Annotated in this window: 13 protein-coding genes; 2 read left to right on the top strand and 11 right to left on the bottom strand. The window is 48.9% G+C overall.

From position 1 onward, the window contains the following. Positions 1 to 44 precede the first annotated feature (44 nt). From EKG38_RS05935 to EKG38_RS05900, 8 genes are all read right to left on the bottom strand, one after another. The gene (locus EKG38_RS05935; protein ID WP_126519321.1) at positions 45 to 461 is read right to left on the bottom strand and encodes a nitrate reductase cytochrome c-type subunit; all 417 of its coding nucleotides are present in this window, start codon (positions 459 to 461) and stop codon (positions 45 to 47) included. Further along, positions 458 to 1,324 carry a quinol dehydrogenase ferredoxin subunit NapH gene (napH, locus tag EKG38_RS05930; RefSeq protein WP_185826794.1) on the bottom strand — a complete coding sequence of 289 codons (867 nt, stop codon included), beginning with the start codon at positions 1,322 to 1,324 and terminating at the stop codon, positions 458 to 460. The genes EKG38_RS05935 and napH overlap by 4 nt, the downstream gene beginning before the upstream one ends. 38 nt (positions 1,325 to 1,362) lie before the next feature. Continuing rightward, positions 1,363 to 2,097, bottom strand: coding sequence for a ferredoxin-type protein NapG (gene napG, locus EKG38_RS05925; protein ID WP_126519319.1), 735 nt, complete (start codon positions 2,095 to 2,097; stop codon positions 1,363 to 1,365). A 69-nt stretch (positions 2,098 to 2,166) separates the two neighbouring features. After that, entirely contained in the window at positions 2,167 to 4,647 is a 2,481-nt protein-coding gene (gene napA / locus EKG38_RS05920) for a nitrate reductase catalytic subunit NapA (RefSeq protein ID WP_126519318.1), read from the bottom strand. A 75-nt stretch (positions 4,648 to 4,722) separates the two neighbouring features. After that, the gene (locus EKG38_RS05915) at positions 4,723 to 4,977 is read right to left on the bottom strand and encodes a chaperone NapD (RefSeq protein ID WP_126519317.1); all 255 of its coding nucleotides are present in this window, start codon (positions 4,975 to 4,977) and stop codon (positions 4,723 to 4,725) included. A gap of 402 nt (positions 4,978 to 5,379) precedes the next feature. Continuing rightward, positions 5,380 to 6,561, bottom strand: coding sequence for a lipocalin-like domain-containing protein (locus tag EKG38_RS05910; RefSeq protein WP_126519316.1), 1,182 nt, complete (start codon positions 6,559 to 6,561; stop codon positions 5,380 to 5,382). After that, the gene (locus EKG38_RS05905; RefSeq protein ID WP_126519315.1) at positions 6,558 to 9,107 is read right to left on the bottom strand and encodes an ABC transporter permease; all 2,550 of its coding nucleotides are present in this window, start codon (positions 9,105 to 9,107) and stop codon (positions 6,558 to 6,560) included. Before EKG38_RS05905 ends, EKG38_RS05910 begins: the two co-directional genes overlap by 4 nt. Then, on the bottom strand, positions 9,100 to 9,768 hold the full coding sequence (locus EKG38_RS05900; RefSeq protein ID WP_126519314.1) for an ABC transporter ATP-binding protein: 669 nt from the start codon (positions 9,766 to 9,768) through the stop codon (positions 9,100 to 9,102). The genes EKG38_RS05905 and EKG38_RS05900 overlap by 8 nt, the downstream gene beginning before the upstream one ends. 410 nt (positions 9,769 to 10,178) lie before the next feature. Between EKG38_RS05900 and EKG38_RS05895 the strand changes: the two genes are divergently transcribed. After that, on the top strand, positions 10,179 to 10,589 hold the full coding sequence (locus EKG38_RS05895; protein WP_126519313.1) for a hypothetical protein: 411 nt from the start codon (positions 10,179 to 10,181) through the stop codon (positions 10,587 to 10,589). Between the two features lie 107 nt (positions 10,590 to 10,696). Next, complete coding sequence (locus EKG38_RS05890) at positions 10,697 to 11,263, top strand: TlpA family protein disulfide reductase (protein WP_126519312.1); 567 nt, start codon at positions 10,697 to 10,699, stop codon at positions 11,261 to 11,263. A gap of 52 nt (positions 11,264 to 11,315) precedes the next feature. On the opposite strand, the gene EKG38_RS05885 is transcribed toward EKG38_RS05890, so the two are convergent. The 3 genes from EKG38_RS05885 to EKG38_RS05875 all read right to left on the bottom strand — a co-directional run bounded on the left by EKG38_RS05885 (position 11,316) and on the right by EKG38_RS05875 (position 13,778). After that, positions 11,316 to 11,558 carry a hypothetical protein gene (locus tag EKG38_RS05885; RefSeq protein ID WP_126519311.1) on the bottom strand — a complete coding sequence of 81 codons (243 nt, stop codon included), beginning with the start codon at positions 11,556 to 11,558 and terminating at the stop codon, positions 11,316 to 11,318. A 462-nt stretch (positions 11,559 to 12,020) separates the two neighbouring features. Continuing rightward, a complete protein-coding gene (locus EKG38_RS05880; RefSeq protein ID WP_126519310.1) occupies positions 12,021 to 13,265 on the bottom strand; it encodes a cation:proton antiporter in 1,245 nt (414 codons plus the stop codon). Positions 13,266 to 13,418: 153 nt separating this feature from the next. Beyond that, positions 13,419 to 13,778: a TraR/DksA family transcriptional regulator gene (locus EKG38_RS05875; RefSeq protein ID WP_126519309.1), complete on the bottom strand. Its 360-nt coding sequence runs from the start codon at positions 13,776 to 13,778 to the stop codon at positions 13,419 to 13,421. Positions 13,779 to 13,844: the final 66 nt, after the last annotated feature.

Here is a 13,844-nt window from a genome sequence, read left to right as displayed (position 1 = left end):
TTTTTTTGTTTATATCTTTTTGTTCGTAACTCGCAACTCAGCATTTACTGATTCGAGAAGTCGTTCTCTACTAGCTGCTGTTTGTTCTCGGCCTGTGGTACGTGACACTGAGAGCAGTTGTAATAGATGTTATTTAGCTTACCCGTAGCCAACAGGTGCGACTTATCGATAGGGGTCGCTTTCATTTTGGCCGGGAAGTGGCAGCTTAAACACTTATTTTTCTTGGTTGTGATGGCGTATTCAGCCTTATGTGGGATCAGAGGTGGCTGGTGGACAAAGCCACGCTCGATCGATGCGCCACGCCTTGGATACGTAGGCATTGCATCGGCAACACGAACATCGGTGATCTCAGACTTGCCAAGTGAGCTGACATTTACCGGCTCCGCTTGAGTGTTTGCTTGCTGGCCAGAGCAGGCACTAAGCGCCATGACGAGCGCGGCTATAGTGAGTACTTTCTTCATTGGTTGTTCTCCGCCTTTAGGGCAATTCTATTTTGATACTGGAAAACGCGTTGGGCGCAGACATCGATACAGCGGCCACATTGAGTGCAATCACTGTCGGTTATCATCATCTGTTTCCCTTTAAGCGCAGGTTTTAGCACCTGTCTCTCGGGGCAAACATCGAAACAATCCATACAGTTATCACAGGCCTTGGCGTTAACGGCCGATACTTTCACCGGGCTGAGCTTGCCAAATAGGGCAAACATAGCACCAGTGGGGCACAGGTGCCCACACCATCCACGCTCGCTGATAAACAGGTCGAGCTGGAAGATAGCCAACAAGATCCACAGCCCGCTACCGGCACCGAATAACACGGCGCGGTAGAGTATCGGAACCGGATTGACCCATTCCCAAACGGTGATGCCTGTTAGCAGAGGTAACACAATAACCAGACCCAGCAGGTAGTAACGTAAATTTCTTGGCATCTCGCCTAAACGAGGCAAATTCAGTTTACGTCTTAACCAGCTTGCGCTGTCGGTGACCAGATTGACAGGGCACACCCAGCTGCAGAACACCCGGCCACCCGCTATCACATAAAATACTGTGATAAAGAGGGCACCTAAAAGCAGGGTTAACTCGGGAATATGGCCCGTCATCAAGACTTGCAGTGTCACAAGTGGATCCGACAATGGCACAGTTCCGAGCAACTCGCTGGAGGAGAGGTTTCCTTTGAGGAGCCATAAGCCGAACCAGGGGCCAATGGCAAACAAGGTTAATACACTTAGCTGGCTGGCACGTCTGAGAAACAGGAATTTGTGAGCACGCCACCATCCCAGCTCGTCGATCGCCGCCTGAGCGAATCCTGTATTAGAGGATTCGTTCATTGCATCGGTTATAGCCTCTTTTTTCACTGTGCTTTTGGTCATAGTGATAGGCCCTTGTTTAACATCTCGAGTGTGGTCTCTTCTGTGTTGATATAAGTATCGTGTTCAGCCGTTTTTCCTAGGGCGATATGTGCCGGCAATATCCTAATCGCAGACTCTTCGAGTACACACACATGTTCACACTTACCACAGCCGGTACAGGTGTCGCTGTTGACTGTAGGCAGGAACATGGCGTGATGGTCGCTGCGTTGGTTATGTTGCCGCTCCAGGGTGATGGCATCGTCGATTAACGGACAAACTCGATAACAGACGTCGCATCTAAGCCCTTTGAAGTTAAGGCAGTTTTTCTCATCGATTAATACGGCGATACCCATTTTTGCCTCTTCAATATCTTCGAGACCATGATCGAGTGAACCCGATGGGCACACCTTTACACAGGGAATATCTTCGCACATCTCACAAGGGATGCTACGCGCCGTAAAATAGGGTGTGCCCGTTGCTGCGCCATCGAACCAGCGCGCCAGTTTAAGGGTGTCGTAGGGACAAGCCTCGACACATAAACCACAACGAACACAAGCCGAGAGAAAATCATCCTCGCCTAAGGCGCCAGGAGGTCGGATCGCTAAAGGATCCAGCTGTCGCGATTGTGTCGCCGTTGCTGTGATCCCCAGCCCCACTAAACCCATCACACAACCCGCCTTAGCCGTAGAGGCTAAAAACTGGCGACGGTTAACGTCCCGTGGATTTGATTTAGTGTGTTTCACCTTACTCATGACCTTTTACAACCTTCTTATCAATGTCTTAGCTCAAGCAATTTTGCTTAAAATCTTCAGTTAAAAGAGTTAAGCCTTCATTACTTTGACTGGGCACTTCTTGAAATCTGTCTCTTTCGAGAGAGGATCGGTGGCGTCCAGTAACAACTTGTTGACCAGTTGGCGTGCGTCGAAGAATGGCATAAATGCCACGCCTCTTGGCGGCTTGTTCCGGCCTTTAGTTTCAACACGAGTCTTCACTTCACCGCGAGGTGAGGCGACAACGACTTCATCACCACGCTTAAGGCCACGGGCCTTCGCATCTTCAGGATGAAGGAATATCTGTGCATCAGGGTAGGCGCGATAGAGCTCAGGTACACGAGCCGTCATCGAACCTGTATGCCAGTGCTCGAGTACACGACCGGTCGATAACCAAAGATCAAACTCTTCGTTTGGCTCTTCGGCTGCTGGCTCATATGGCAGTGCGAAGATAACCGCTTTACCATCAGGCTTACCATAGAAGTTAAACTCTTCACCCGCCTTCAGGTAGGGATCACCCTTCGAGAAGCGACGTAGAGTTTCTTTACCATCGACAACCGGCCAGCGAAGGCCACGAGTCTCATGGTAAGTATCGAAGTCGGCCAGATCGTGAGCGTGTCCACGACCGAACTGAGCATACTCTTCGAACAGTCCTTTTTGCAGGTAGAAACCAAAGGCTTCAGACTCATCATTAAGATCGGCTTTACAGTCAGACGTAGGGAACTTATCGACGACGCCGTTAGCATAAAGCACATCATAGAGTGTCTTATCGGCGTATTCAGGCTTCTTAGCGATAAGTTCGGCAGGCCAGACTTCAGAGACTTTGAAGCGCTTAGAGAACTCAACTAATTGCCATAGATCAGACTTAGCCCCTTCAGGTGGTTTAACCTGTTGATGCCACATGTGCGTACGACGCTCGGCGTTACCGTAAGCCCCCTCTTTCTCGACCCACATTGCTGTAGGAAGAATAAGGTCGGCAGCCATAGCTGAAACCGTTGGATATGGATCCGACACAACGATGAAGTTTTCTGGATTACGGAAGCCAGGTAAGATCTCTTCGTTAATGTTTGGACCTGCCTGGACGTTGTTAGTACACATGGTCCAGTAGCAGTTTAGCTTGCCATCTTTAAGCATGCGGCTCTGCAGGACTGCGTGGTAACCAGGTTTAGGTGGAATCGCCCCTTCCGGGAGTTGCCATAGTTTTTCAGATATTGCTCTGTGCTTAGGATTCTTCACTACCATATCGGCAGGCAGACGGTGAGCAAAAGTACCCACTTCACGTGCGGTACCACAAGCCGATGGTTGACCCGTTAATGAGAATGGGCTGTTACCCGGAGTGGCAATCTTACCGGTGAGCAAGTGGATGTTATAGAGCATGTTGTTTGCCCAGACACCACGAGTGTGCTGGTTAATACCCATGGTCCATAGGCTCATTACTTTGATCGATGGATCGGCATAGGCCTTTGCCATCAGCTCAAGTTTTTCAGGCTCTACACCACTCATCTCTGCGGCGTATTCGAGGGTATAGGTGCTAACGAACTTAGCGTATTCATCGAAGCTGATAGGCGTGGATGAGCCTTTGCCCGGGTTCTTTGCCTTCTGCTCTAATGGATGCTCTGGACGCAGGCCATAACCGATATCTGTCGTACCCAGTACAAACTTAGTGTGCTTATTAACGAACTCTTTGTTAACCGCATCGTTTTGAATGATGTAGTTAGCAATGTAGTTAAGGAGCACCAGATCGGTCTGTGGGCGGAAAACCATTGGGTTATCGGCTAAGTCAAAGCTACGGTTTTCAAATGTCGAAAGTACATGTACACGACTATCCGGGCTGCTTAAACGGCGATCAGATAAACGTGCCCATAGGATTGGGTGCATCTCTGCCATGTTAGCGCCCCAAAGGACGAAATGGTCAGCAGCTTCTAAGTCGTCGTAACAACCCATTGGCTCATCGATACCGAAGGTACGCATGAAGCCACCCACGGCAGATGCCATACAATGACGGGCATTCGGATCTAAGTTGTTAGTGAGGAAACCAGCCTTGTGCAGTTTAGAGGCCGCGTAGCCTTCCCACACTGTCCACTGACCCGAACCAAACATACCGACAGCGGTCGGTCCTTTAGTCTTGAGTGTGTGTTTCCACTTCTCGGCCATGGTATCGAACGCGGTATCCCAACTAACTGGGGTAAACTCACCTTCTTTATCGTACTTACCATCTGTCATGCGTAGAAGCGGTGTCGTCAGACGATCCTTTCCGTACATGATTTTCGACAGGAAGTAGCCTTTAATACAGTTCAGGCCTTTATTGACAGGGCTTTCCGGGTCACCTTTAGTGGCAACGACTTTGCCATTATTGGTACCAACCAGAACGCTACACCCTACGCCACAAAAACGGCAAGGTGCTTTATCCCACTTAATGTTGTCCTTCTGCTCAGCGGCTTCGACTATCTTCACTGGCAGAGTGACACCAACTGTGGTTGCAGCGGCAACTGCAGCGTTGGCTTTCAGAAACTCGCGACGGCTAATGCTCATGGTGTTCCTCACTCTTTTTTATATTGTTGCAAATTATTGATAAATCAATTTTATTTTAGGTACTCGGTACGTATTTTAACTTTCTTCTGTTGGATCGACTTGATGGTAAATCAGACTCGTGTTTAATACCCCTTCGAGAGCATTAATAGCTTCGACGTTATCCAGTATAGCGCCTTGTGTTTCACCTTCGAGGGTGACAACAAACTTGCCTTCATCGGTAACTGCATGGATATCGGCACCGGCCAGCGCTCGAATATTGGTTTCAACCTGTGACACCGATTTCGGTACGGCATGCACGACTAAGCTGGTGATATGGTATTCCTGACTCATCTCTTGCTTTACCCTTAATCGAAGAAGTGGCAGGTAGCGCTATGGGGGGGGAAAGCTTTAGGAGAGCTACCTGCCAAAGTTAGTATCGAGTCTAGACCTCATAAAAAATGTGGGTATACCTAACAAGAGGTATTAGGGGTATTAGTAGATCGAGATCATCTTTTTATGTGTGATCGATGTCGCAGATTTAAGAATCGATATTTGTTTCAGAAAGGCCTTATTTAGGCTGGGATATATAACCTTGATCGACTATTAACCCACTGGCGAGAAAGAATAAATCGTATTGAGAATTATTATCAACTTCGGACGAGACTCACTACCACTACTGTGGTATACCTTTGGGGAAGAGATTAAGGTGAGTTTCCAATTTTCTCTTCAATCTGGCTCTATTTTATCATTCGATTAATAGCCGGTGAGCTCCATGTAGCCCTCGCCGCCGTGGCTACCCTGAATCTTAATGGGTCCCTCCCAGTAACTGACGCTGAGGGGCATATTGGCATTGGGATTTAACGAGTGGGTCGTGATCTCAATCTGCTCGGATGGGATCGCTATCTTCCAGCTAACAGGATAATGATTATCGCCTATCCGGTGCCAGTCGATGGCGGTCATCTGTATCATCCCTGACTCAATATTATGGCCACTACCGTTTGCGAACATACGTCTGCCACTGTAGAAGTTCTGCTCACCTCTGAGCTGGAATAACATCAACGCCGAGCCATCATCCAGCCTGAGGGAGAACCAATCCCAGCCTTGTTGAGAACGATTGAGAAACTGCGAACTCCACTCCCTGTCTAACCACGCCTTGCCACTGACCTTTTGTCTCTCACTATCTCCTTCACCCTTACTATTTTTCTTGGGAGTAACCCAGCCTTCAACTTCAATAAACGGCTGGCTGTAGTAGTAAGATGCCACCGAACCATCAAGGCTCTTGATGCTAAAACCTTTCTCTCCCTGAAGCTGATAGGGGGAGTGGCTGGAAAGTGTGAGTCGATAGGCAAACTTGTTATCACTCACCGTCAGGCTGGCAGGGAAAAGATCTGCTCCCTGAGACTGCCACTGCCAGTTATCAAGCTTAACCGTAAGGGGATAACTGTCCACACCCGCAAGTTGCGGATGCGCTCTGGACCAGCGCTCGCTGGCGAGATGGCTGGTTTCGGTAGTGACGGCGCTGTGAGCCATATAGAGCTGTTCTGTCGCCCAGCCTCTGTTGTCGTCATTAGCTTCAGATCCATTTTTGGGAGGACTCAGCGCTATTCTAAATTGGGTCCATTGCAGCCCCAATGGCTTTCCTTGCTCAGTCTTCAGGTTGGCGGTCAGATACCACCACTCCTGCCGAAATCCTTCATGGGCCAGATGATCGGCGGGGAAAGTCATGCTCCTGCCAGGTAACACAGGCGTAAAGCCTTCACTCTTATTGCCCAGCAGGTCCCCCATCGATTGTGTATCTATCCCTTCACTGTTCGATGATTTCGGCTCTGAGCATGCCGCCAGCAGGAGTGCGGAGGTGAAGATAGCTAACACTAAGAGCCTTGGGTTGAAGATCGCCAATACGCTTGATATAGGTCGCGTGGGTAGAGATATCATAACAGGTCACTCTGTAGACTCGAGATCAGAGGTTTACGGATCAGTTTAAAGAGGGGGAGAGCGATGGCGATGGTCGTTGCCAATAGTGCAAGCAATACCACTTGGCCGTAGGCATGCCAATCCCACACCATATGGATCGTCCAACCAAATGCCTGCAGGGTGATCTTATTAATAAGCAGGTAACCGAGTATCGCTCCCGTCGGTAGGGCGACCAGACAAGTTAACAGCACGATGAGCCACATCTGGCTAAAGACCATAAAACCTAATTGGCGTCTGGATACACCCAGACAGTAGAGTCTCGCCATCGGAGCCATACGTGCCTGGGTAAGTAAAAAGCTGGCACTGAACAGACCTACGGCAGCGACAAGTAGGGTGAGACTATTGAGCACTTGAGTGATGGAGAAGGTGCGTTTAAACATGGCGATCGCCTGCCGCTTTATTCTCTCCTGACTGTAGATCTGGCTATCACTGAGGGAGAACCTCTGCTGTAGCTCGAGTTTCAGAGTGTCGATATCTTCACTGGTAGCCAATCCCAGGCTGGTCGGCGTGTCGCTAAAACCTGAATTTTGCCATATCACAGGCGCCAGGATTATCTCGCCATAGGGATTACCGTAATCAAAATAGATCCCTCCCAGAGTAAAGCTCGCATCATCCAGTGCCGCAATGGTGACCCAATCCCCTAACTCCAGTCCAAGTTTGAGTGCCAAAGGCTCGCTCATCAGCAAGTGTTTACCGGCAAAAAAGTCCGGCCACAGATCATCGATTGCGCTTTTTAGCACTGTGGTGCGTTTAATCGATACCGGATCTCGAGTCAGCAGATAGGTGGGGTGGTTTGAGACCTTACTTAACAGGTTCCACTGTTTATAGACTGAGTCGATTTTAGGGTTGTCTTCGAGGTCGGCGATCACCTCCTGCATCTGTGTATCACCGGGCCTGAGGTAAAGTTCGGCATGGAGTCTCGCATCCAACCAGTTCTTGAGGGTAAGCTCGAAACTGCCGACTAAGGTGTTCATCGATATATTGGCGGTTAGGGCCAGTAACATGGCCATCATGGCGAGGGAGAGTGGCGGGAGTAACTCTTTTGTTTCGGCAATCTGATAGCCGATAAGCCCCTTGGGTGCTATCAGGTTAAGCCAGGAGACCAGCCGAGCAAGACACCATGGCAGCGACAGAGGAATAGCGATAACCACTAACCCCAACAGTGACATGGTCACACGATAATCCTGGCTAAGTGGCATCAATATCGCCGCAAAGAGAGCCAATAATGACGCTGTGATAATTTGAATCTTCTGCGTCTTTGCGGCGCTTCTTACCCGGCAGAACGCGTTACTGTTACGCCCTAAAGGTTGCCTGATGAGATCGATAAGCAATGAAGCACAGGCGAGCAGGGCGGCGATAAAAGTCAGCAGCATAGCTTGCAGTAGCCAGCTCCACTGCCATCTGCCCGGTAAGATATTGGCGCCATATAGCTGCTCGAGGGTGACAGACACCATAGGTTGTAACCAGTGGCTGAGCTGTAAGCCTAAAACAAACCCCAGCACCGAGCCCACTATCACCAGTAGCATCAGCTCGAAGCAAAGTGCCTGCATCAAGGGGGCCTTGGCGATGCCCTGTTGTTGCAACTGAGTGAGCAACCTCTGTCTTTTTAACAGGCTATAACGTACACCGTTATAGGCGATAAATAGGCCCACAACGAAGGCCAGCAGGCTCATGGCACTGAGATTAAGATGAAAGCTGTCGGTCAGGGCCGTCATGCTCTCTCCGCCATCGCGCTCGTTCAGCTCCCCATGGCCTTCGATGAGTGCTTCTATCAGCCCTCTCTGTTTTGTGATATCGCCAAAAAGTGCAATGTAACTCAGACTTCCCTGGCGACCCAATATCGTCTGAGCCAGAGATATATCCATCAGCAGGCGGTTGCCCAGGTTCATCGTATCATCTACGCCAATCACCTCAAGCATCACGCCGTTTAGCGTAAATGGGTTTTCTGTGGTGAACTGCTTAGCCTGATCTTGACTCATCAGCACCATGGGGGCGCCGCCTATCAGGGCTGCAAGTGGGAGTTCGTTTTTCAGTAGAGTCGGCCGGGAAGCTTGAAGGTCCGCTTCGGTGTGATTCGATTTACTGCTATTGGTTTTACTATTAGTTTTATTTTCGTGTTTAACATTGCTTGATAGCGCGGTGAGCGCCGCAATAAGATCGCTCCCCTGCACCAACCAGCGGCGATTGTCCTGGTCGGTCAATATCCCCTGAACTACCGCAAGGGCGTTACTGAACCCCTGAGTTCTGAGATCAAAATAGAGCGATTCATCGAGCCGTTTGCTGCCAACGATTGGGACTATTGAGTAATGGGCCTGCTGACTCAACAGTTCTGTGACATCGCTATAACTGGCGATGGCACTTTCGTTAGTGGCACGAACACCGATGAGCAGCGTGACCGCGAGTATTATGCCAATTAATATCGAGCCCGCCTGCAGCGGGGATTGGCGATAGTGTGCACTGAAGGTCGATAAGCATAGCCTGCAACTCAATAGCAGTTGCCTATTCATGGATACGTCCCAACTCCAGATGCCAGCGTCTCTCCATGAAACTGGCGCACTCGAGAGAGTGGGTGACCATAAGCACTGTGGTTTGCTGTTCGCTCGCTAAGGTTTTTAGCAGTGACATCACCTCCAGGCTGGCGCTCTGATCCAGATTTCCCGTGGGCTCATCGGCTAGCAGTAGTGCGGGTTGGTGGGCCAGGGCTCTGGCGATAGCAACACGTTGCTGTTGACCACCGGATAGGGCATCGACGTGTCGATTCAGTAGAGAAGTTAACCCCAAACAATCGACGAGGTTATCGCACCAAGGGCTCCAGGGTTTACGGTTCATTCTTAAGGGGAAGGCGATGTTATCTCTGACGTTAAGCGGTGTTAGCAGGTTAAATTGCTGGAACACGACACCCAGTTGTTGATGACGAAATTGACTCCAGCGATGGTCTTTCCATGCTGCCGTATTGTCATCGAGTAAAATCACTTCACCCGAGTTGGGATATTCGAAACCTGCTATCAGGTTGAGTAGGGTACTCTTGCCGCTACCACTGGCACCTGTGAGGGCTATGGTATCGCCCTTTCTCAGCGTCAGGTCGAGGTTATCGAGCACCCGGTGGTGTTGCCCGCCATCGATAAACTCTTTGCTAACCCCTTTGAGTTGAACAATCTGCTCGGTCATTCTGCTTCCCTTGTGCTAAGGCTGGTTTAGCATAACTCAGTTTTTTGGCGATTGGTCCTATCTAGACTGATTTATTTACAGTTTGGAACAACTGCTATGAAGGGCGGAGTTCTACGTTGTTCTGAAGTTAGCGACCATTCTTTACATGGCCCAGCTTCCTTCGTCGAACCATGGGCAAGAGTCTAATATGGACCCGGCGAAATGGTATCTTATTGAGTCGTCCAGCATTCTTTACAGATATAAGAGGGTAATTAATTAAAAGCTAATAATTCAACCTCTAATGCACGAATTTAGAGAAGGATGGTCTTAGTCCTAAATGTGGTTGATTATCATTTACTCTGCTACATTTAAGTATGGGGCCTGTTTAAGTTGCTTGTTTACTCAGGCTCCTTAAATCAGAGGTAAATATTATGTTCACTATTACTAAAGGGCTTATGGCGAGCTTGCTGGCCATAGCATTGTCGTCGGCTTCAGCTGTAGCTGTGGCAAAAATGGATACTGTCACAGGAAAAATAAATGGCCATACTTGTGCACATTCGGGGCATACCTGTCCGCTCAGCAAGTTGGATCCCCACCTTCAATTAGAATCTGCATTTGTACTGCAACAACAGGATGGAAGTTATTACTTCTTATCTAATGTCCCTCGCATTACCGCCGCACGTTATGCCCTGCAAATGGCGACTGTGAAGGGCAATATCAATAAAAAGTTAAGAGTCATTTTGGTGGATGAGCTGTTGATCGATGGTAAGGTAATTTGGTCTCCAGCTATGGTTGATGAGGCTATTAAGGAATGGGAGTCGATGCATAACGCCGACGGGTAAAATTAGACCAAGGTAAATCAGCTACACGCCCCACTCTGAAGATGAGATAGGCGCGTGTAGATTTGTTGATATTCTCGATGTCGGCGGTAGCTGAATAAGGTGTGTTGATGAGACGACGTATTAATAAGTTTATCAAAAACAGGCCATTTATCGCTTCCGCAGCCTTTATGATGATGTCTCTGGGTCACGCCAACCCCGCGCTGGCATCGGCAAAAAAGATCAAGCTCTATGAGCCCAAGTCCAGGCAGATGGCGCCGAAACTGCATCTCAATGATCTTCAGGGGGAAACCTACTCTCTGAATAGTCATGAGGGGGAGGTGCGTATCGTTAACTTTTGGTCCAGTTGGTGTGGACCCTGTATCAAGGAGATGCCATCTTTATCTGGTCTGCACAGGGAATTTAAGGGAGATGGACTGCAGGTCGTGGCTGTTGCTGTAGGGGAGTCACTGCATGACATTAGAGCGTTTCAGCAGACTTCCGGCATCAACTTGCCTATGTTGGTCGATGAAGATAAAACTGTCAGTGATGATTGGGGGGTATTTGCAGTCCCTATCAGCTATATCATAGATCAGAAGGGATATATCGCCGCCAGAGTCGTGGGGGAGTACGACTGGGAAAGTGATGAAATGAAGCAACTGCTGAACAAGGTAAGTCAGGAATCCGGTAGTGGGTAGGGGGCTTCGCTTCTTGTAATCAAGAGTTGATAAGGAGGAGCTCCTTTCAAACTCAGTTTGAACTCGGCCTCCCGGCCGAGGTAAGTCGTGGAATTCCATTCCATTCTTGTAATGAAAGAGTGGGCAGGGAGGACTGCTCGTTGATGTGCATGGACTCCCACATCCCTATGGGTTTATGGATTAATTGAGTCTCTTTAAGTTCTTTGCGACCATCATTGTGCTCATGCCAAAGTGTTCTCTCAACGCTATCTTGCGCCATGTTTGGCTCATATCCTGTGTAAACTGAATTCATCATAACGTATTGACCAATCTAGCAATATTTATTCATTTACGACATATGTTCTTCGTCCAAATCTCAATGAGTGACATAGCTCTTTGAGAAGCTAACTATTCACCTGCCGAAACAGTGATTCCCGTAGGAAGTTGCCGAAGTACATAGATGAAAATACCGTGTAGCCATCACGGATGATGGCTAAGGCTCGGGGGGACATGGATGTCCCATCTGAGCCGTTAGGTGATTTTTATTGGAGTATGAGGCCTGTGCTCAATGCATGTAACTTCGCGGGGGCGGTACGGGGAGATCCAAGAGGGGCGAGACCGTACAGCCCTTCTTGGCCTAGTGTGGAATGGAATTCCACGACGTTAATCCAAACGAAGTTTGGAAAGCTAAGCCGCCGTAGAAGATAAATAATAGATCCAAGTAACTCCAAAGTTACCGAATACTGATTCAATAGGGCTGAGATTAAACCACAACTTATTATGGTTCACTCCTCTCCTGCCAGCGGATCAGAAAGGCTAATATCAGCGGTGTCACGATACTGGTCACTATTGCCATGATGACGATAGCGGAAAATAGCCCGGTGATGATCGATGGGGTCGGGTCTGGATGGTTGAAGAGTCCGGCTTTCAAAGCAACGCCGGCCAAGACTATTTCGACCGCTCCACGGCCACTCATAGCCACTCCGATACGCAGCGACTCCTGAGTATCATGACCGGTGGCCCGTGCACATAGTCCGGCTCCGATTAGCTTACTAAGCAAGGCGACAACGATGAGTAGAGTGACGAACCCGGGTATTGACGCGAGCGCGGTTAAGTCCAGATGAAAGCCTATCGACACGAAAAAAATTGGTGCAAGGAAGCCGGATGTAATTCCAGAGGTTTGCTCATCTACACGGTCATAAACCTCTTGTTCCACTACCGCCGGGTGGAAGAACATGCCCGCGACAAAGGCGCCGATAATAAAGTGTAGATCCAGCATCTCTGCGAGCACCGCGTATCCCAGCGCAGCGATCAACAGCATACTGAAATCTACATCGGGAATTTTAGTGAACTTGAGGCGACTACCGACTATCGGAAATAGGTAGTAACCGACCGGTATTGTAATAACGAAGAAGAGGGTAACTTTTGCTAGTAGTGGTAACCATAGTTCCGGAGAAAGGGACAAAACACCGCCATTTTTAATAGTGGCTAACAGGAGTGCAAGAATAAATAAACTCAGCAGATCGTCCCAAAGTGCGGCGGCGACGATGGTTTTTCCCTCTGCCGTATCCAGTTTGTTAAACTCCATCAGCATACGAATGGTCACGGGTACCGCAGTAACCGCTAAAGCCGTGCCTAAGAACCAACTCTGAACCATCTTATAGGGAGATTCGGGGAATAACATCAGTCCTAGGAGTGTGCCGGAGATGATGGGCACCAACATACCGCCAACCGCCACAGCCGGCGCCGAACTCGACGTCTTCTTAAAGTCCAGCGGACTCATGCGTACACCGGCTAATAGCATAAGGAAAAACATGCCGAGATCGGCGAGCGCCTCAAACGCTTCCCCTTGGGTCACTTCCCATAGCAGTGGAAACAGATCTTGAAAGTGGTAAAGAAAAAATCCAAGCGCTATCCCCGACACCAACTCACCTACAATGGGCGGTAAATGTAAACGTTTGGCGATCACCGCAAATATTCGAGTGGTCGCCAACAATACAAGAATTAAATATAGAAAGCGCATCAGTAGAACCGATTCTCAGGTTGACTAATATGAGAATAGTTGTGGGGCTGGATAAAGTCTAATATTTGGAGCTAGTTACTTGATGAATAAGAAAATTAATCTTATCTGATATTAATGAAAAAACCAGTAATAGGGAGGTGGAAGTTCCACCTCTTAAAGGTGTTCCAGCTCCCCTTGGCATTGAATGCATAGTTCCGCGATGGGATGAATAGTGAGTCTGCCTATGCCAATACTCTCACCACACTCGTGGCAGAATCCATACTCATCGGGATCGAGAAGGATCTGCTTGATACGTAATATCTGATGGCTTACTTGTATTTCGTTTGCCTTTGCCATCTGTTGCTGCTGTATGGCATCGATGCGTGACACCCGCCCGACGGCTTGTTGGTCGAGTTGAACCGGAGCGCCACGACTGTGAATCGCAATGACCTGCTGCTCAAGTTCAGTGAGCTGCGCCTCGAGCTGGCTCAGTAACTGCTTTTTTTGTGGAGTTGTCAGTTCAGCTTGTTTCAAAACACACCAAGAATTCTGCATAAGTAAGTTATAAAGCTAACCTTGCAGCAAATATATGTAAAGCTG

Origin of the sequence: Shewanella canadensis (assembly GCF_003966225.1) — a bacterium.
Lineage (GTDB): Bacteria > Pseudomonadota > Gammaproteobacteria > Enterobacterales > Shewanellaceae > Shewanella > Shewanella canadensis.
The sequence above is the reverse complement of the archived record's forward strand: the minus strand, read 5'-3'. Positions and strand labels throughout refer to the sequence as shown.